The sequence below is a fragment of the Solwaraspora sp. WMMA2056 genome (assembly GCF_030345095.1).
Taxonomy (GTDB): domain Bacteria; phylum Actinomycetota; class Actinomycetes; order Mycobacteriales; family Micromonosporaceae; genus Micromonospora_E.
Map to the genome: position 1 here is coordinate 711,515 of NZ_CP128360.1, position 16,326 is coordinate 727,840.

Here is a 16,326-nt window from a genome sequence, read left to right on the forward strand (position 1 = left end):
ACCGATTCGCTGGCCGGGTCGGCCCGCCGGCCTATATACACCGGGTGTATACACCTGGGGTACAGTGACGGCCATGTCCCTCGGTCAGACCTTCCTCGGGCTGCTGGAGTCCGCCCCCCGGCACGGCTACGACCTGAAACGCGCCTACGACGAACGGTTCGCCCGCGGCAAGCCGCTGCACTTCGGGCAGGTCTACTCGACCCTGTCCCGGCTGCTGCGCGACGGCCTCGTCGAGGTCGACGGCGTGGTCCCCGGCGACGGCCCGGAACGCAAGCGGTACGCGATCACCGACGCCGGTGTCTCCGACGTCGCCCAGTGGCTGCGCCAACCCGAGAAGCCCGACGTCTACCTGCAGAACACCCTCTACACCAAGGTCGTGCTGGCGCTGCTCACCGGCCGGCCCGCCGCCGACCTGCTGGACGTGCAGCGCGCCGAGCACCTGCGGCTGATGCGCGAGCTGACCCGCCGCAAGACCGGCGGCGACCTCGCCGACCAGCTCATCTGCGACCACGCCCTGTTCCACCTGGAAGCCGACCTGCGGTGGCTGGAGCTGACCGCCGCCCGGCTCGACCAACTCGCCAAGGAGCTGCACCGGTGACGACACCCCTGCTGTACGCCGAGGAGCTGCACAAGTCGTTCGGGGCGACGCCGGCACTGGCCGGGGCGTCGATCCGGATCGTCGCCGGCGAGGTGGTCGCGATCATGGGACCGTCCGGATCCGGCAAGTCCACCCTGCTGCACTGCCTGGCCGGGATCAGCCGACCCGACTCGGGGTGGGTCGGCTACCGCGACCAGGACGTGACCGCCATGTCCGACGTACGGCGCAGCGCGCTGCGCCGTACCGACTTCGGGTTCATCTTCCAGTTCGGGCAGCTGGTGCCGGAGCTGACCGCCGTCGAGAACGTCGCGCTGCCGTTGCGGCTCAACCGGGTCGGCCGCCGCGACGCGCAGCGGCGGGCCACCGACTGGCTGGACCGGCTGGAGGTCGGCGACGTCGCCGACAAGCGGCCCGGCGAGATGTCCGGCGGGCAGGGCCAACGGGTGGCGATCGCCCGTGCCCTGGTCGGCGAGCCGTCGGTGGTCTTCGCCGACGAGCCGACCGGGGCCCTCGACTCGCTCAACGGCGAGCGGGTGATGCAGCTGCTGACCGCCGCCGCCCGCGACGCCACCACGGCCGTGGTGCTGGTGACCCACGAGCCACGGGTCGCCGCGTACGCCGACCGGGAGGTCGTGGTCCGCGACGGCCGCACCCGCGACCTGGCGCTGGCCCGATGACCGGGCCGCGCAGCACCCGGCTGCGTTACACCAGACAGCGTGGCGGTGGGCTCGGCCGGCTCGGTTACGACGTCGCCTTCGGGGCCCGGCTGGCGTTCAGCGGCGGCCGGGACGGCTGGACCCGGGCGATCTTCACCGCCGTCGGCGTCGGCATCGGGGTGGCGATGCTGCTGCTCGCCGCCTCGGTGCCGGGTGCCCTCGCGGCCCGCGAGGAGCGCGGCGCGGCCCGAGCCGGAGGGTACATTCAGGACAGCACCGGTGACGCGCTGCTGTTCGCCTACTCCGACACGATCTTCCGGAACCAGGGGGTCTGGGGCCGCACCATTGCGGCCGAAGGGCCGCAGGCACCGGTGCCGCCCGGGGTGGCGGCGCTGCCCGGACCCGGCGAAGCGGTCGTGTCACCGGCGCTGGCCGAGCTGCTGGCCGGCCCGGACGGCGCGCTGCTGGCACCCAGGATCGGCGAGCGGATCGTCGGCCAGATCGGCCCGGAGGGTCTGACCGGACCCGCCGAACTGGCCTTCTACCGGGGCAGTACCGACCTGGACCCGGAGCTGAGCAACCGGGTCACCGCGTTCGGCGGTGGGGGCCCGAACGAAGTGCTCGGCCCGGTCCTCACTCTGCTCGTCGTGATCATCTTCGTGGTGCTGTTGCTGCCGATCGTCGTCTTCCTCGGCGCGGCGGTCCGATTCGGCGGCGCCGCCCGGGACCGCCGGTTGGCGGCACTGCGGCTGGCCGGCGCCGACCACCGGATGATCGGCCGGTTCGCCGCAGGCGAGGCGCTCACCGGTGCGTTGCTCGGGCTGGTTGTCGGCGCCGCACTGTTCCTGATCGGCCGGCAGATCACCCCGCTGGTGCAGGTCTCGGACCTCAGCGTCTTCGCCGCCGACGTACGCCCGCCCGCCGTACTGGTGGCGCTGGCCGTGGTCGCCGCACCGCTGGCCGCCGTCGCGGTCGGCCTGATCGCGCTGCGCGGCGTCGTCGCCGAACCCCTCGGGGTGGTACGCCGGGCCACGCCCCGCCGCCGCCGGCCCGGGTGGCGCCTGGCGGTGCCATTGGCCGGGCTGGCCCTGCTCTATCCGCTGCTGCGCGGCGGGATCTCCAGTTTCGACGCGCTGGCCCAGTACCAGGTCGCCGCCGGGGCGGTACTGATGCTGATCGGCGTGGTGACGCTACTGCCGTGGCTGATCGAGACGACCGTACGCCGGATGCGCGGTGGGCCGGTCGCCTGGCAGCTGGCGGTCCGCCGGCTCCAGGTCGACGGTGCCGGCAACGCCCGGCTGGTCTCCGGGGTCGCGGTCGCGGTGGCCGGCACGATAGCGCTGCAGGGCCTGTTCATCGGCATCGAGGACGACTTCACCCGGAGCACCGGCGCGGATCCGACCCGGGCCAGTCATTCCCTGTACGTCGGATCGCCTACCGGCGGACAGGCGGACAGGCTGCTGGCCCGGGTCGCCGAGGTGCCCGGAGTCGAGTCGGTCCGTGGATTCCGTACCACCGGTGTCACCGCCGGGTCGGGCGACGTCCAGGTGTGGGATCAGCTGACCGTCGCCGACTGCGCGGTACTGGCCGACCTGATCGCCGTGACCGACTGCGCCGACGGTGACGTCTTCCTCGTCACGCCGCCCGATGCCGCCGTCCGCGCCGGGACCGCACCGCCGGCGCCGGTGGCGGCTACCACCCGGCCGGGCGACCGGCTGCAGGTCGGCGAGGATCAGTACGGGTGGACGCTCCCGCCTACTGTGCGCACCGCCGAGCCACGCGTCGACCCGTGGGGCGGCCAGTTACGAGGGATCTTCGCCACCACGGGAGCGATCGACCCCACCGTGCCCGGACCGATGACGATCCAGGCGTACCTGACCATCGACCCGACCGTGCCGGACGCGGTCGAACGGGTCCGCAACCTCGCGGCCACGGCCGGGGTGAACGGGCAGGTCTCCGCCCTGTCGACGAACGAACAGGCCCGGCAGTACGTCAACATCCGGCGCGGGCTGACCGTCGGCATCGTCGTCACCCTGCTGCTGATCGGCGCCAGCCTGCTGGTCAGCACGCTGGAGCAGTTGCGGGAGCGACGCCGGTTGCTGGCGATGCTGGCCGCCTTCGGCACCCCACGGCGGGTGCTCGGCTGGGCGGTCCTCTGGCAGCAGCTGGTGCCGGTGCTGATCGGCACGGCCCTGGCGGTCGTCGCCGGGCTCGGTCTCGGCGCGGTACTGCTCGGCATGGTCGGGCGCAGCCTGGCGTTCTCCTGGTGGAGTGTGGCCGGCGCGAGTGCGCTCGGTGCCGGGGCGGCGATCGGAGTCACCGTCGCCAGCCTGCCGGTGCTGTGGCGGCTGATGCGCGCCGACGGGCTGCGCACCGAGTAGGGCGCACGCTCCCCCGGCCCGACCGGGTGCGACTCAGACCCCGGACGGGAAGGTCTCGGGTTCCCGCAGGTCGACGTGGGGGGTACGCAGCGGCCGTACCCCCCGGCTGCGGTCGAACCAGCAGAACGCGTCGTAGCGGTCGCCGAGGACGGTCGGCACGTAGTTGCCGTGCCGTTCCCGGTGCGGCCGGTAGACGACCCCGATCGCCCGGTGGTCCCGCTCGTCGGTGAGCAGGTCCGGTCCGCCGTCGGCCGGGAAGACGAACAACGCCTCGGCCGGGGCGACGGCGGACAGTTCCGCTTCGAGCGACCCCGGCCGGGCCGGCGGTACGGGCATCAGCCGCATCGGCGCACCCCACGAGTCCCCGGCCACCACCGTGCCCTGGTAGGTGCCGAAGCCGACCAGCACGACCTGCTCCCGGCCGTACCGCTCGCGGGCCAGCTGTCCGATGTTGACCTCGCCGAGGTCGGCCATGTCGGTGGCGCGGGCGTCCCCGACGTGGGTGTTGTGCGCCCAGACCACGGCCTTCGAGGTCGGGCCGTAGTGGTCGAGCAGCCGGTCGAGGGTGTCGTCCATGTGCCGGTCCCGGACGTTCCAGGAGAGTCGGCCGCCGGCCAGCAGCGCCCGGTAGTAGCGTTCGGCACCGGCCACGACCTCGGCGTTCTGCCAGGCCCCGAAGCTGCCGGCACCGTCGGCGGCGGCTGCGGCCCGCAGCTGGACCAGCAGGTCGGTCACCTCCGCCTCGCAGCCGGCCGGGACCAGCCGCAGGGCCGAGGCGTAGTCCTGCGGGTCCTCGCCGTACGGTTCGAAGCAGCGGTACGCGGCCAGCGCCGCCGGCACCTGGTCGGGCCGGTGCTCGCGCAGGTGGACCAGGATCTCCCGCAGCGACTCCCACAGCGAGTAGACGTCGAGGCCGTGGAAGCCGACCCGGGCGGCCTCGCCGACCGAGTCGTTGTGCCGACGCAGCCACCGGCAGAAGTCGACCACCTCGTCGTTGGCCCACATCCAGGTCGGCCACCGTTCGAAGCTGATCAGTGCGTCGCGGGGGTCGCGCGGGGCGTCGAGGCGGCCCCGTACGCTGCGGTCGACCCGGTCGCAGTCAGGCCAGTCGCCTTCGACGGCGACGAACGAGAAGCCACGTTCGGTGACGAGCCGACGGGTGAGCGCGGCCCGCCAGGCGTAGAACTCGTGGGTGCCGTGGCTGGCCTCGCCGAGCATCACCACGCGGGCGTCACCGACCCGCTCGATCAGCGGATCGAGGTCGTCGGCGCTGGTCAGCGGAGTCGCCAGCGCGGCGAGGTCAGCGGCAGGTCGGGCCACCGGGCCCGGGTACCCGGCGACCTGCCGGCGAAACGCGCGACCGGCGCGGGCCGGTTTGCCGGCGGGACGCGGGGCCGGCGCGGCCCGCTACCGCATGTGACGGGTGGTGCGGGCGGGTTCGGGATAGGCTGACTCAGCATGGAGGAGCCGTCGCCCCCCGCGCAGCCGGGCCGCCGCCGTAACCCGAAGGCCGCCACGCCCAGGGCCACCCCGTCGAAGGCTCCACCGGCCGCCATCGCGCCGGTGCTGTTCCAGCCGCCGACCCCGGACCCGGTGCCGCCGGCCGCCGCCGAGAAGCAGCAGCAACCCGCAGCGAAGAAGGCCGCGCCAGCGAAGAAAGCTGTGCCGGCGAAGGCGGCGCCAGCGAAGAAGGCGGCCAAGGCACCGGCCAAGGCACCACCGGCCAAGGCGCCAGCGAAGGCGGCGCAAGCGAAGGCACCAGCGAAGCGGGCCGCCCCGAGAAAGGCCGCCGCCGTACCGGCTCAGCCGTCGCCGCCGGCACCGCCCGCGCCGGCTCAGCCCGCGCCGGCACCGCCCGCGCCGGCTCAGCCGCCGCCGACGACGCCGGTCGGCGTACCCGACGGGATCGGCTGGCAGGTGCTGGCGCGTCCGGCGTACGCCCCGGAATTGTTGGCCCTGGCGGCGGTCGACCGGATCGGGCCGGCGGCGCGCGACTGGGTGGCGCGGCTGCGCAGCGACTACCCGGCGGCCAGCGACGACGCCCTCGCCCGGCTGGCGGCCCGCCGGTTCACCCGGTACGCCGGCGCCGGTGCGGTCGCGGCCGGTGCCGCCGGACTGCTCGGCCCGGCGATGGAGCTGGTCACGCTCGCCTGGGCCCAGGCCGCGCTGACCCTGCACGTGTCGGCCGCGTACCGGCACGACCCGACCAACCCGCAACGGGCGGCGGAGTTGCTGGCGTTGACCGGCGTACATCCGGATGTCGACGCGGCCCGCGCGGCGCTGGCGGCCGCGCAGCGACCGGCCGACGACGACGGTGACCCGGTGGCGCGGTGGTCCGGTGGCGCGCAGCGGCTCGCCGAGCTGGCCGGCGGCCTGTCCGGCGGCGGCTGGGCGCTGCTGCGGCTACCGGCCCGGCTGCTGCCCGGGGCGCGGGCGCTGGTCGCCTGCGCCGGCGACACGCTGGTGATGGCTCGGCTGGCCGCGCGGGCGACGGCGCACTACCGGCCGGCCGCGACCAGCTGACACGCGGTGACCCGCGGCAGGGTCACAGCCAGCTGAACCATTCCCGGGGCAGCAGCGCGTAGCCGACGAAGGCGAACACGTCCAGCAGGGTGTGCGCGATGATCAACGGCATCACCCGCCGGGTGCGCAGGAAGAACAACGACAGCACCACACCCATGATCACGTTGCCGACGAACGCCCCGAGGCCCTGGTAAAGGTGGTAGGTGCCGCGCAGCAGGCAGCTGGTGGCGACGACCGCGCCGACGCGCCAGCCGAGCTGACGCAGTCGGGTCATCAGGTAGCCGACCACGATCACCTCCTCCAGGATGGCGTTCTGCGCGGCCGCCAGGATCAGCACCGGGACCGTCCACCACAGCTGCGGTAGCGCGGCCGGGACCAGGCTGGCGTTGAGGCCGAGCAGCGCGGCCACCCAGAACAGCGCGAGTCCGGGCAGCCCGATCGCGGCGGCCAGCGCCGCGCCCCAGCCGAGGTCGCGCCACGGCGACCGGGCGTCGAGGCCGAGCCGGGCCCGGGCGTCGGCGCGGTCGCGGTTGAGCAGGTGGACGGCGAGCACGACCGGGACCAGGGCGAAGAAGATCCCGAGCAGTTGGTACGTGAGGTCGAGCCAGGGGCGGGCCGACTGGGAGGCGTTCATGGTGGCGGTCTGCTGGCCCAGTGGCCGGTCTGCGGTGAGCCGGGCGGTGATGGTCACCAGCGCGTAGATGGCGGACTGGCCGAGCGAGACGCCCAGCACCAGCAGCACCTCGTGGCGGAGCATCCGGGGTGGCAGCGGGCTGGCCGGGTCGGCGTCGCGGCTGCTGGCCGGCGGTGGTGGCCCGGTGAGTTCGACCGTCACCGGACCACTGTGCCGCAGCCGGTACGGCTGAGCAAAGTCGCACATCGTGTCCGACGATTCACTACGAAGAGTGTTCACTCTGGGACTGAGCGGATACGCGGTCAGTGGCGGCACGGTGACGGGGAAGGGCCCGATGAGCGATCTCGCACAACTGCTGAAGGAGAGCTGGGTCCTCGTCGAAGAGGAGCACGACCAGGTCGCCGGCTATTTCTACGCCCGACTGTTTCTCGACCAACCGAGCCTGCGCCAACTGTTCCCGGTGCACATGGACACCCAACGCCGCTGCCTGGTGGAGGCGCTGGTCAGCGCGGTCGGCTCGATCGACGACCCGGAGCAGTTCGCCGAATACCTGCAGGGCCTCGGTCGGGCGCACCGCAAGTTCCATGTGCAACCTGCACAGTACGCGGTGTTCGGCCCCGCCCTGCTCGAAGCGCTGCGGACGGTGGCCGACGAACGGTGGACGATCGAGTACGACCAGGCCTGGAGCGAGGCGCTGCAACTGCTCACCACCAACCTGATCCTCGGTGCCGAGAGCGACACCGGCCCGGCCTTCTGGCACGCCGAGGTGCTCAGCCACGAACGCCGGGGCACCGACGTCGCCGTACTGACCTGCCGGCCGCTGCAGCATCCGCTGGTCCACCAGGCCGGGCAGTACGTCAGCGTGGAGGCGCCGCGCTACGCGCCCCGGCTGTGGCGCAGCTATTCGATCGCCAACGCGCCCCGGCCGGACAACGTACTGGAATTCCACGTCCGGGCCGCCGGCGCCGGCTGGGTCTCCAGCGCGCTGGTCCGCCGGGTCCGCCCCGGCGACCTGCTGCGGGTCGCCGCCCCGATGGGCACGATGCTGCTGGACCGCGACTCGCCCCGCGACATCGTCTGCCTGGCCGGTGGGGTGGGGCTGGCACCGATCAAGGCGCTGGTCGACGAGCTGACCCGGTTCAACCGCAGCCGGTGGGTGCACGTCTATCTCGGTGCCCGTACCCGTGACGACCTGTACGACCTGCCGGAGCTGCAGCGGCTCGCCGCCGCGTACCCGTGGCTGAACCTGGTGCCGTGCTGCACCGACGACCCGGGCTGGACCGGCGAGCACGGTACGGTGCCCGAGGTGCTGGCCCGCTACGGCCCCTGGCACGAGCACGACTTCTTCGTCGCCGGCCCGTCCGGCATGGTCCGGGCCAGCCTGCGGACCCTGGCCGAGCTGGAGGTGCCGGCAGCGCACATCCGCTACGACAGCTTCGGGGAGGTGTGAGCCCGGCGGCGGACCGCAGAAGCCGGCAGACCGGAAACCGGCCGGCGTCAGTAGGTCCAGGGGCGGCCGCTGTCGCGGTACTGCTCGACCGGAACCAGGGTCGAGCCGGGCGGCATCCGGTCCACGTACAGCCGCCCCTCCAGGTGGTCGATCTCGTGGGCGACCAGCCGGGCCATCGCCCGGTCGAACGAGGTGATCACCCGGCTGCCGTCGAACCGGGCGTGTTCGACGTCGAGGCGCAGCGGACGTGGGACCAGCCCTCGGACGTCGAAGAAGGACAGGCAGCCTTCGTACCGGTCGTCGGTGTCGGCGGCGACGTCGACGACCCGGGGGTTGAGCAGCACCAGCGGCTCGGCACCCAGTTCGGCGGACCGGACGACCGCAGCGGCCCAGGGCAGCCCGATCTGGGGTGCGGCCAGCCCGACGCCCTTGCTGAACGGGTGCAGCTCGTCGAGTCGCGCCAGCATCGCCCGCAGCCGGGCCACGGTGTCCAGGGCCACGGTCTCGTCGGCCGGCAGTTCGAACGGCTGCGCCGGCTGCCGCAGCATCTCGGCACCGCGCTGCACGATGCCGATGGCCCGCATCCGCTCACTGGCCCGGGTGTCGGGCCGCTCCGGCGGGCCGTCGGTGCCGTCGGGCGCGGGGCCGATCGGCGCACCGGAGCGGAACCGCCACTCCAGCCGGTAGCGGGCGTTGAGCAACGGGGCGTCGGTCGACCATTCCCACACGGTCCGGCCGTCGACCTGTTGGCGGCGCAGCGGGGTACGCAGCGGCGCGTCCTCGGCCGACAGCGACGTCTCGACGCCCCACACCTGCGGTTCGAACGCCGCCGGGAACTCCAGCCGTACGGTGAGTTGCCGGGTCGGTAGCCGGACGGCGCGCTGGAACCACTGCCCCCATTTCTCCTGCCCGACCCGGTAGGTGTACTCGATGGTGGTGCGCTGGCCCGGGTAGAGCGGGTACCGCCCGTGCGGGTTCTCGAACAGCAGCCAGACCTCTTTGAACGCGTCCCGGTCGTGCTTCTTGCGCCACTGCATCGGTTCGCGGTGTGCGGGTGGGCCGCAGTAGGCGTGCAGGTCCAGTTCGGCGAAGGTCAGCGGGTGGTCGCGGTGGTGGCGGTTGGAGCGGTCCGGGTCGTCGGGGTACCGGTCGACGGCGATCCGGGCGAGGTAGCGGGTCACCGGTTCGGTGCCGGCGTTGTAGAGCGCGCGGCGGATCGTGCAGTGGTAGTAGCCGTCCTGGTAGCTGAGGGTGGCGACCTCCTGTTCGACGATGAGTCCGGTGCCGGGCGGCATCCACTGCTCCGGTACGGGTGGGTCGCGCAGCGGGGTGGTGGTGGCCCGGCTGTGCCGCAGTTCGTCGTACTCCTGGTAGCGCTGCCAGATCGCGCCGCCGGCGCCGAGTACGGCTTCGGCGCGGCGGGCGAAGTCCTCGGTGGGGCGGTGCCGGCGGCCTTCGACGTGGCTGATGTAGGACGGGTCGAAGCCCATCCGGGCGGCCAGCTGCTTCTTGGTCATCGCCCGGTCGATGCGCCACTGGGCGAGTTCGGCCGCGAAGGTGTCCGCGGCGCGGTCGATGGGCGAGCTGGTCATCGCAAGGCGTCCCCTCAGGCCGGATCTTCAGTCTGCTTTCCGACTCGTACGCCCGGTCGACATTGGCGCGTTACCGACAGAATCCTTGACAACTCGGCTGCCGCCACGCTCAGCAATGCCAACAGAGCCGTACGTCATCCTATGGACGAGATGTCGCCAACGGGGTAACCCACAGTTGCATCGCGATGGATGCCGCCCGCCGACCACATCACACCGCAGCATGACAAACACTCTCCGTTACACGACGTTGTTTCTTCATGCGGCAGTTTCGCCAAACTCTGGTTAGGCTAGCCTTAGGAAGCTAGGGTGAGACGTCGGCAGCGAGCGGAAGGTCCGAGAGGTGACAGCGATGAGGCAGGGCAACGACCGCCCAGCTCAGCACGGGAGCATCCGCTCCCTCGCGGCCACCGGTTCCGCGAACGGCGGTCACTGGCAGTGACCGCCGTCATCGACCCCCGCGCCAGGGCCGCCGCCCCACTGGCCCCGATCAGCGCTACGTTGCGTGCAGCGTTCGGCACCGACGACCTGCCGGGGCTGCACGCCGGGCTGCTGGTCCACGACGCCACCGGCTGGTTCCCGGCCACCGACCTGATCGACGGCGACCAGCTGCCCCGGATGCTCGACTCGGCGGCCAGCCGCTGGCAGGCCAAACGGCACGCCGCCGCCGCCCTGGCTTGGAAGGCGTACAGCTACTGGGTGGCCCTGCCGGTCGCGCTCGGCTGGGCGTCGGCCCGACGGGTGCCGCTGATGCGGGCCGACGACGTACTGCTGCGGATGGACGACGCCGGCCCACTGGTCGACGTCGGCCTGCGCCCCGGCATCCCGGTCGCGGTGCTGCCGCACGACCCGATCGCGGCCGCCGGCCTGCCCGAGGTGCTGGTGGTGGCCGACGAGGCCGAACTGCTGCGGGTGCTGCGGACGTCCCTGCTCGACCAGCACATGAGCCCGCTGCTCGACCGAATCCACTCCCGGGTCAAGCTCGGCCCGCGTACCCTGCTCGGCTCGCTCTCCTCCGGCATCGCCTACGCGGTGCTGCAGGCGGCGGACGCCCTGCCGGGGTCGTCGGCCGCGACCATCGGCACGCTGCTCGACGCGCTCGACGTCGGCGACCTGATCGAGCTGGTGCCCGGGGCGGACGGCGCGCTGTCGGTGCAGCGCCGGACCTGCTGCCTGGCGTTCACCCTGCCGGACCCGAAGATCTGCCCCGGCTGCTGCATCCGCCCCTGACCACCCCGGGCACCACGGTCCCCACTCCCCGCGGCATCCCCCCGCGACATCCCCCCGCGACATCCCCCCGCGACATCCCCCCGCGACGATCTTGCAGTTATCGAGAAGACTTGCCCTATTTGTCCATCGATAAGTGCAAGATCGCCGCCGGCAGCAACTGCGACGTGTGCGACCGGGGGGTGGGTCAGCCCAGGTTCTGGTAGGTCGCGGTCAGCGTCGCCCGGGCCAGGGTGTGGAACGTCAGGTTGAATCCGACGTACGCCGGGGTGGCCTCCGGCCCGAGGTCGAGCCGCTCCACGTCGAGGGCGTGTACGGCGAAGATGTAGCGGTGCGGCCGGTCCCCTGCTGGCGGCGCGGAACCGTCGTAGCGGGCGTTGCCGAAGTCGTTACGCACGCTGAACGCCCCTGGGGCCGCCGCCTCGGGAGCGCCACCCGCGCCACGGGCCAGGTCGGTCACCGACGAAGGCACATTGACCAGCAGCCAGTGCCAGAATCCGCAGCCGGTCGGGGCGTCCGGGTCGTAACAGGTGACGACGAATCCCTTCGTCGCGGCCGGGAACCCCGACCAGGACAGCTGCGGGGACAGGTTCTCCCCGCCGGCGCCGGTGAAGATGTGCGCGTCGGGCAGCACGTCGCCGTCGAGGACGTCCGTGCTGGTCAGCGTGAACGAGTCGACCGGCGGAAGCAGGTCGTACGGGCTGGGCGCGATGGGTCGGTCTGCCAGGTTCATGCCTGGCATCCTGCCGCAACCGGCACCGTCGTGCAGTCGGCACACCGGCACCGTCACGCAGTCGGCACACCGGCACCGGCGCGCGGTCGGGTGCGCGCCGGTGCCGGCCGGTCAGTCTGGCGGACCTGTCGGTCAGGCCCGGTCGGTGCCGGTGGAGACGAGTTGCGCCTCCCGTTCGGCGGCGAGCCGGACCCGCAGCTGCTCGCCCTCGATGTCCACGTTCGGCAGGATCCGGGCCAGCGGGCGGGGCAGTCGCCAGGCGGCGTTGCCGAGCAACGACATCACCGCCGGCACGATCGTCATCCGTACGACGAACGCGTCGATCAGTACGCCGATCGCCAACGCGAAGCCCATCGACTTGATCACCGGGTCGTCGAGCAGGATGAACCCGCCGAACACCGCCGTCATGATCAGCGCGGCGGCGGTGACCACCCGGGCCCCGTGGCCCATCCCGTTGATGGTGGCCTGGGTCGCGGTGTCGCCATGCACGAAGTCCTCCCGCATCCGGGAGACCAGGAACACCTCGTAGTCCATGGCGAGCCCGAACAGGATGCCGATCAGCAGGATCGGCAGGAAGCTGACCAGCGGCCCGGCGGTGTCCAGGCCGACCAGGCCGGACAGCCAACCCCACTGGAACACGGCGACCGTGATTCCGAACGCGGCACCGACGGTCAGCAGGAACCCGGCGGCGGCCTTCACCGGCACCAGGATCGACCGGAACACCAGCATCAGCAGCAGGATCGACAGGCCGACGACAAGCAGCAGGTAGACCGGCATCGCGTCGGAGAGCTTGTCGGACACGTCGATGCCGACGGCGGTCGCGCCGGTCAGGGCCACCTGGACCGCGCCGTCGTCGTCGGGCGACAATCCGAGTACGGCGATCTCCTCGCGGATCCGCTCGACGAGCTCCTCGGTCTCGGCGTCGGTGGGGCCGGCCGTCGGGATGACCGCCAGGATCACGGTCTGCCCGTCCTGGCTGGGCTGCGGCGGGGTGACCGCCACGACGCCGTCCAGCCCCTGCACGGTGGTGGCGACCTGGCCGGCGGTGGCGGTGGCGGACTCGGCCGAGTCACCGGAGACCACCATCAGCAGTCGGCCGTTGAAGCCCGGCCCGAATCCTTCGGAGATCAGGTCGGAGGCGGTGCGTTCGGTGCTGCCGACCGGGGCGGTGCTGGCGTCCGGCAGCGCGATCCGCATGTCGGCGGCGGGGATCGCCAGTGCGCCGAGCCCGGCCACGCCGAGCAGGATCACCGGGATCCGCAGCTTGATGATCAGCCGCGCCCAGCGGAATCCGAAGGTCTCGCTGTTCTCGGCGTGCTCGGTGTTCTCGGTCTTTTCGGTGTTTCCGGTCGGCTGGGCGGCCCGGAACCGGCGGGGCAGGACCCGGCGGCCGGCGTAGCCGAGCAGCGCCGGCTGCAGGGTGATGGCGACCAGGACGGCGACGCTGACCGTACCGGCGGCGGCCAGACCCATCACGGTGAGGAACGGGATGCCGACGACGGCGAGGCCGGCGAGGGCGATGACGACGGTGGCCCCGGCGAACACGACCGCCGACCCGGCGGTGCCGACCGCCCGCGCCGCGGCCTCCTCCGGTTCCAGCCCGTCGAGCATGTTCTGCCGGTGCCGGGAGGTGATGAACAGCGAGTAGTCGATGCCGACGGCGAGGCCGAGCATCAGGGCCAGCACCGGGGCGGTGGAGGTGAGGCTGACGACGCCGCTCAGGGCGAAGAGTCCGGCCATCCCGGCGCCGACGCCGATCAGGGCGTTCAGCATGGTCATTCCGGCGGCGACCAGCGACCCGAAGGTGACGATCAGGACCACCAGGGCGATCGCCACACCGATCGCCTCCTGCGATCCGACGTGCGGCTCGGTGTTGAGCACCTCTCCACCGGTGGCGACCTGGTACCCGGCGTCGCGGGCCGGTTCACCGACGGCCTCGTACGCGTCCCGCTGCTCGGTGGTGACCTCGTCGACCGGGTCGGCGAACTGCACGTTGATCAGCGCGTACCGGCCGTCCGGGGAGACCGTGCCGGTCTGGAAGGGACTGAGTGCGCCGACCACGCCGGGCAGTTCGTTGGCCTCGGCCACAACGGACAGTACGGCCGTCTGGCCGTCCTCGGTGGTCAGCTGCTGGCCTTCGGGGGCGACGACGATGATCGTCCCGCCGGCGCCGCTGGCTTCCGGGAACTGCTCCTGCAGCTGGTCCAGCGCCGCCTGGGACTCGGTGCCGGGGATGCTGAAGTTGCTGGCGGTCGGCCCACGGAAGGCGAGCGCGGCCGCGCCGAGCGCCACCAGGGCGATCAGCCAGACGGCGACGACCAGGTGGCGTCTGCGGAAGGCGGTCCGGCCGAGCCGGTAGAGCAGGGTGGCCATGCGGCATCCTCTGAGGTGTCGGGCGTGGCGGATTGGTGTGTGTGGTGCTTGGTCAGTCCCGGGCGCGCGGCGGGTCGCCGAGGGTCCGGGCGATGACCTGGGTCAGCAGGGGACGGAGTGCGTCGTCGGTGAGGTCGAGATGTTCGGCGCTGGCGGCGGAGGCCCCGGCCAGGACGACCAGGGCCGCGAACATCTCCGCCGGGTCGTCGCGGTCGCCGGCCAACGCGCAGTGCAGCCGGCCGATCATCTGCTCCAGGTCGCAGAAGGCCGGCTGGTGCAGCAGCTGCGGGATCTCGGCGTAGAGCACCGCGATCTGTCGCCGGAAGCGCAGGCAGAGTTCGATGAAACCGTCGATCGCCGTACGGTGGGCGGCCTCGTCGTCGAGGTCGGCCAGTCGCCGGTCGAGGTCGGCGAGGCTGTCGACGGCCGGTTTCATCAGGGCGGCGAGGATCGCGTCCTTGCTGTCGAAGTGGTAGAGCAGCGAGGCCTTCGCGCAGCCGACCTCGGCGGCGATGTCCTGCAGCGAGGTGCCTCGGAAGCCGACCTCGGCGAACCGCCGGGCCGCCACGGCGAGGATCTGCTCGCGCAGCTCGGCCCGGCCTGCGCCGCTGCGGACGGCCTGTGTCACCTGACCTACCTCCTTCCCGCTGCCCACCCGTCGCGACCAAGGATGCCGGAGCCACCCCGGAACTCCTGACCGATCGGTCAGAACGTGAAGTAACTCACAGCAACGCCCCTGCTCAACCGCGATCTCCACCAACTGATCTCAACCGAAGCGGATGGAAGCCGGACGAGAACTCGATGAGAGTTCGTTAAGAGTCACTGGAACAGGGCTGTCACCATGTCGGCATGGAGTTCTTTTCCGGCCAGGGCTTCTTCTTTCTGATCCTGACTCTTGTCGGGTACGGCCTCGGCGCGCTGGTCCTCTACTGGATCATCCGGCTCGCCGTCCGGCACGGGATCGCCGACGCCGACGAACGACGCGGCGGCCACGATGGCCTCCGCTGAGCACCCCGCAGGACCGGTGGAAAACCAGCTGCGGTCCGACGAGGACCTGTCGGACAATCGCCCGGTGAACGTCGACCTGCCGGACTGGATGCGCAATCCGCCGCCGCGTGCCGTCACCTGGCGTGACCGGGTCGGCGCCGGCGTGACGCGCCTGCCGGGGGCCGCCGCGCTGCGTCGATTCCGCTGGCGGTGGGAGCAGCGCGACCCGCTGCACCGGCGGTTCCCCCGGCTGACCGCCAGCCTGGCCGTACCGCTGGCCTTCGTCGCGATCATGGCGCTGATCTCGCTCGCCTACTGGCTCTACCTCAGCGCCTGACCGGCGGACCGGCGCTACCTCAGCGCCTGACCGACGCCGGTCAGGCGTCCGGCAGCAGCGCGTGCTTGAGCTGGCTGGCCAGCCAGTCCCGGAAGACCTGCTCGTCCCAGCCGCAGTGCAGCACCAGGCTGTCGTAGTGGGCCGGGTCGTTGAAGTGCCAGATGACATCGGTGGCCCGCTGCACGTCGACGCCGTCGCGTAACGGCCCCAGCTCGGCCAGCCGGGCGGCGACCGTACCGGCACCGATGCGCCGGTTGCGCAGCAACGTCTCCCACACCTCGCCCGCTTCCGGAGCATCATCGGTGGCGCGGCGTACCGTCTCGAACATCCGGGCCGCGCGGCCGCCGATCAGCCGGCACACCTCCGCGTACGCGTCGAGCACCGCCGGCTGGGTCGTCGCCACCCGGACCGGCCGGTACCAGGGGCGGTCCGCGACGGCGACGGGCTCGTCGTCACCGGCGAGCGCCTCGTCGAGGACCTGCCGCAGCAGCGCCGGTTTGGAGCCGAACGCGGCGAAGACGGTCGGCCGGGCGACGCCGGCCACGGCGGCCACGTCCGCCAGCGAGGTCGCCGCGTAGCCGCGCTCGGTGAACAGGTCACGGGCCGCCGCGACGACCGCCCGACGGGTACGCCGGGCGCTCTCCTCGCGCACCGCCGACCGGTAGCGGCGGGCGGGCCTGCTCTCCTTCGCCTCAGCCATAGCCAGCAGATACTACCAACGGATTCACTAGACGATGTCTCTCGACAATACTGTTGTCTAATGAATAGGATGCTAGACCAGCGACACCGCCGGGCCACACGCCACTGCGGGCACCCGACCCGACCTGACCTCGCCGCC

At 72.3% G+C, this 16,326-nt stretch carries 15 protein-coding genes; 8 read left to right on the forward strand and 7 right to left on the reverse strand.

Features of this window, described 5'->3' with window-relative positions; all coding sequences use genetic code 11:
* The first annotated feature begins 73 nt into the window (after nt 1-73).
* Genes O7608_RS03240 through O7608_RS03250 form a run of 3 tightly spaced genes read left to right on the forward strand, consistent with a single transcriptional unit; the run spans nt 74 to nt 3,635 of the window.
* Nucleotides 74-598, forward strand: a complete 525-nt coding sequence (locus O7608_RS03240) for a PadR family transcriptional regulator (protein WP_289208575.1) — start codon at nt 74-76, stop codon at nt 596-598.
* Nucleotides 595-1,275, forward strand: coding sequence for an ABC transporter ATP-binding protein (locus O7608_RS03245; RefSeq protein ID WP_289208576.1), 681 nt, complete (start codon nt 595-597; stop codon nt 1,273-1,275). The genes O7608_RS03240 and O7608_RS03245 overlap by 4 nt, the downstream gene beginning before the upstream one ends.
* A complete protein-coding gene (locus O7608_RS03250) occupies nt 1,272-3,635 on the forward strand; it encodes an FtsX-like permease family protein (RefSeq protein WP_289208577.1) in 2,364 nt (787 codons plus the stop codon). Before O7608_RS03245 ends, O7608_RS03250 begins: the two co-directional genes overlap by 4 nt.
* Nucleotides 3,636-3,668: 33 nt before the next feature.
* Here the strand turns inward: O7608_RS03250 and O7608_RS03255 are convergent, their stop codons facing one another.
* The gene (locus O7608_RS03255; protein ID WP_421358280.1) at nt 3,669-4,955 is read right to left on the reverse strand and encodes an erythromycin esterase family protein; all 1,287 of its coding nucleotides are present in this window, start codon (nt 4,953-4,955) and stop codon (nt 3,669-3,671) included.
* A gap of 138 nt (nt 4,956-5,093) precedes the next feature.
* Here O7608_RS03255 and O7608_RS03260 point away from each other — a divergent pair, with 138 nt between their 5' ends.
* On the forward strand, nt 5,094-6,158 hold the full coding sequence (locus tag O7608_RS03260) for a hypothetical protein (RefSeq protein ID WP_289208578.1): 1,065 nt from the start codon (nt 5,094-5,096) through the stop codon (nt 6,156-6,158).
* A gap of 22 nt (nt 6,159-6,180) precedes the next feature.
* Here O7608_RS03260 and O7608_RS03265 read toward each other — a convergent pair whose 3' ends face one another.
* Nucleotides 6,181-6,915, reverse strand: coding sequence for a CPBP family intramembrane glutamic endopeptidase (locus O7608_RS03265; RefSeq protein WP_289210760.1), 735 nt, complete (start codon nt 6,913-6,915; stop codon nt 6,181-6,183).
* A 211-nt stretch (nt 6,916-7,126) separates the two neighbouring features.
* On the opposite strand from O7608_RS03265, the gene O7608_RS03270 reads away from it, so the two are divergent.
* A complete protein-coding gene (locus tag O7608_RS03270) occupies nt 7,127-8,242 on the forward strand; it encodes a globin domain-containing protein (protein ID WP_289208579.1) in 1,116 nt (371 codons plus the stop codon).
* Nucleotides 8,243-8,289: 47 nt separating this feature from the next.
* Here the strand turns inward: O7608_RS03270 and O7608_RS03275 are convergent, their stop codons facing one another.
* Nucleotides 8,290-9,834, reverse strand: coding sequence for a peptide deformylase (locus O7608_RS03275; RefSeq protein ID WP_289208580.1), 1,545 nt, complete (start codon nt 9,832-9,834; stop codon nt 8,290-8,292).
* 435 nt (nt 9,835-10,269) lie between these two features.
* Here O7608_RS03275 and O7608_RS03280 point away from each other — a divergent pair, with 435 nt between their 5' ends.
* Nucleotides 10,270-11,061 (forward strand): hypothetical protein, encoded by a 792-nt coding sequence (locus tag O7608_RS03280; RefSeq protein WP_289208581.1) that lies wholly within the window; start codon nt 10,270-10,272, stop codon nt 11,059-11,061.
* A gap of 184 nt (nt 11,062-11,245) precedes the next feature.
* Here the strand turns inward: O7608_RS03280 and O7608_RS03285 are convergent, their stop codons facing one another.
* The 3 genes from O7608_RS03285 to O7608_RS03295 form a co-directional block, all read right to left on the reverse strand.
* Nucleotides 11,246-11,791: a YbhB/YbcL family Raf kinase inhibitor-like protein gene (locus tag O7608_RS03285; protein WP_289208582.1), complete on the reverse strand. Its 546-nt coding sequence runs from the start codon at nt 11,789-11,791 to the stop codon at nt 11,246-11,248.
* 132 nt (nt 11,792-11,923) lie between these two features.
* The gene (locus tag O7608_RS03290; RefSeq protein WP_289208583.1) at nt 11,924-14,164 is read right to left on the reverse strand and encodes an MMPL family transporter; all 2,241 of its coding nucleotides are present in this window, start codon (nt 14,162-14,164) and stop codon (nt 11,924-11,926) included.
* 52 nt (nt 14,165-14,216) lie between these two features.
* Complete coding sequence (locus O7608_RS03295) at nt 14,217-14,792, reverse strand: TetR/AcrR family transcriptional regulator (RefSeq protein ID WP_289208584.1); 576 nt, start codon at nt 14,790-14,792, stop codon at nt 14,217-14,219.
* 221 nt (nt 14,793-15,013) lie between these two features.
* Between O7608_RS03295 and O7608_RS03300 the strand changes: the two genes are divergently transcribed.
* Together O7608_RS03300 and O7608_RS03305 are read left to right on the forward strand one after the other, a co-directional pair.
* Nucleotides 15,014-15,172 carry a hypothetical protein gene (locus O7608_RS03300; RefSeq protein WP_289208585.1) on the forward strand — a complete coding sequence of 53 codons (159 nt, stop codon included), beginning with the start codon at nt 15,014-15,016 and terminating at the stop codon, nt 15,170-15,172.
* Nucleotides 15,173-15,236: 64 nt separating this feature from the next.
* Nucleotides 15,237-15,488: a hypothetical protein gene (locus tag O7608_RS03305; protein ID WP_289208586.1), complete on the forward strand. Its 252-nt coding sequence runs from the start codon at nt 15,237-15,239 to the stop codon at nt 15,486-15,488.
* Between the two features lie 40 nt (nt 15,489-15,528).
* On the opposite strand, the gene O7608_RS03310 is transcribed toward O7608_RS03305, so the two are convergent.
* Complete coding sequence (locus O7608_RS03310) at nt 15,529-16,188, reverse strand: TetR/AcrR family transcriptional regulator (protein WP_289208587.1); 660 nt, start codon at nt 16,186-16,188, stop codon at nt 15,529-15,531.
* Nucleotides 16,189-16,326 lie beyond the last annotated feature (138 nt).

Bases quoted from the DNA above. Each gene is read 5' to 3' on its own strand.
- O7608_RS03240 (WP_289208575.1), top strand. From the start codon at position 74: ATGTCCCTCGGTCAGACCTTCCTCGGGCTGCTGGAGTCCGCCCCCCGG.
- O7608_RS03250 (WP_289208577.1), top strand. From the start codon at position 1,272: ATGACCGGGCCGCGCAGCACCCGGCTGCGTTACACCAGACAGCGTGGC.
- O7608_RS03260 (WP_289208578.1), top strand. From the start codon at position 5,094: ATGGAGGAGCCGTCGCCCCCCGCGCAGCCGGGCCGCCGCCGTAACCCG.
- O7608_RS03265 (WP_289210760.1), bottom strand. From the start codon at position 6,915: ATGCTCCGCCACGAGGTGCTGCTGGTGCTGGGCGTCTCGCTCGGCCAG.
- O7608_RS03270 (WP_289208579.1), top strand. From the start codon at position 7,127: ATGAGCGATCTCGCACAACTGCTGAAGGAGAGCTGGGTCCTCGTCGAA.
- O7608_RS03275 (WP_289208580.1), bottom strand. From the start codon at position 9,834: ATGACCAGCTCGCCCATCGACCGCGCCGCGGACACCTTCGCGGCCGAA.
- O7608_RS03285 (WP_289208582.1), bottom strand. From the start codon at position 11,791: ATGAACCTGGCAGACCGACCCATCGCGCCCAGCCCGTACGACCTGCTT.
- O7608_RS03290 (WP_289208583.1), bottom strand. From the start codon at position 14,164: ATGGCCACCCTGCTCTACCGGCTCGGCCGGACCGCCTTCCGCAGACGC.
- O7608_RS03300 (WP_289208585.1), top strand. From the start codon at position 15,014: ATGGAGTTCTTTTCCGGCCAGGGCTTCTTCTTTCTGATCCTGACTCTT.
- O7608_RS03310 (WP_289208587.1), bottom strand. From the start codon at position 16,188: ATGGCTGAGGCGAAGGAGAGCAGGCCCGCCCGCCGCTACCGGTCGGCG.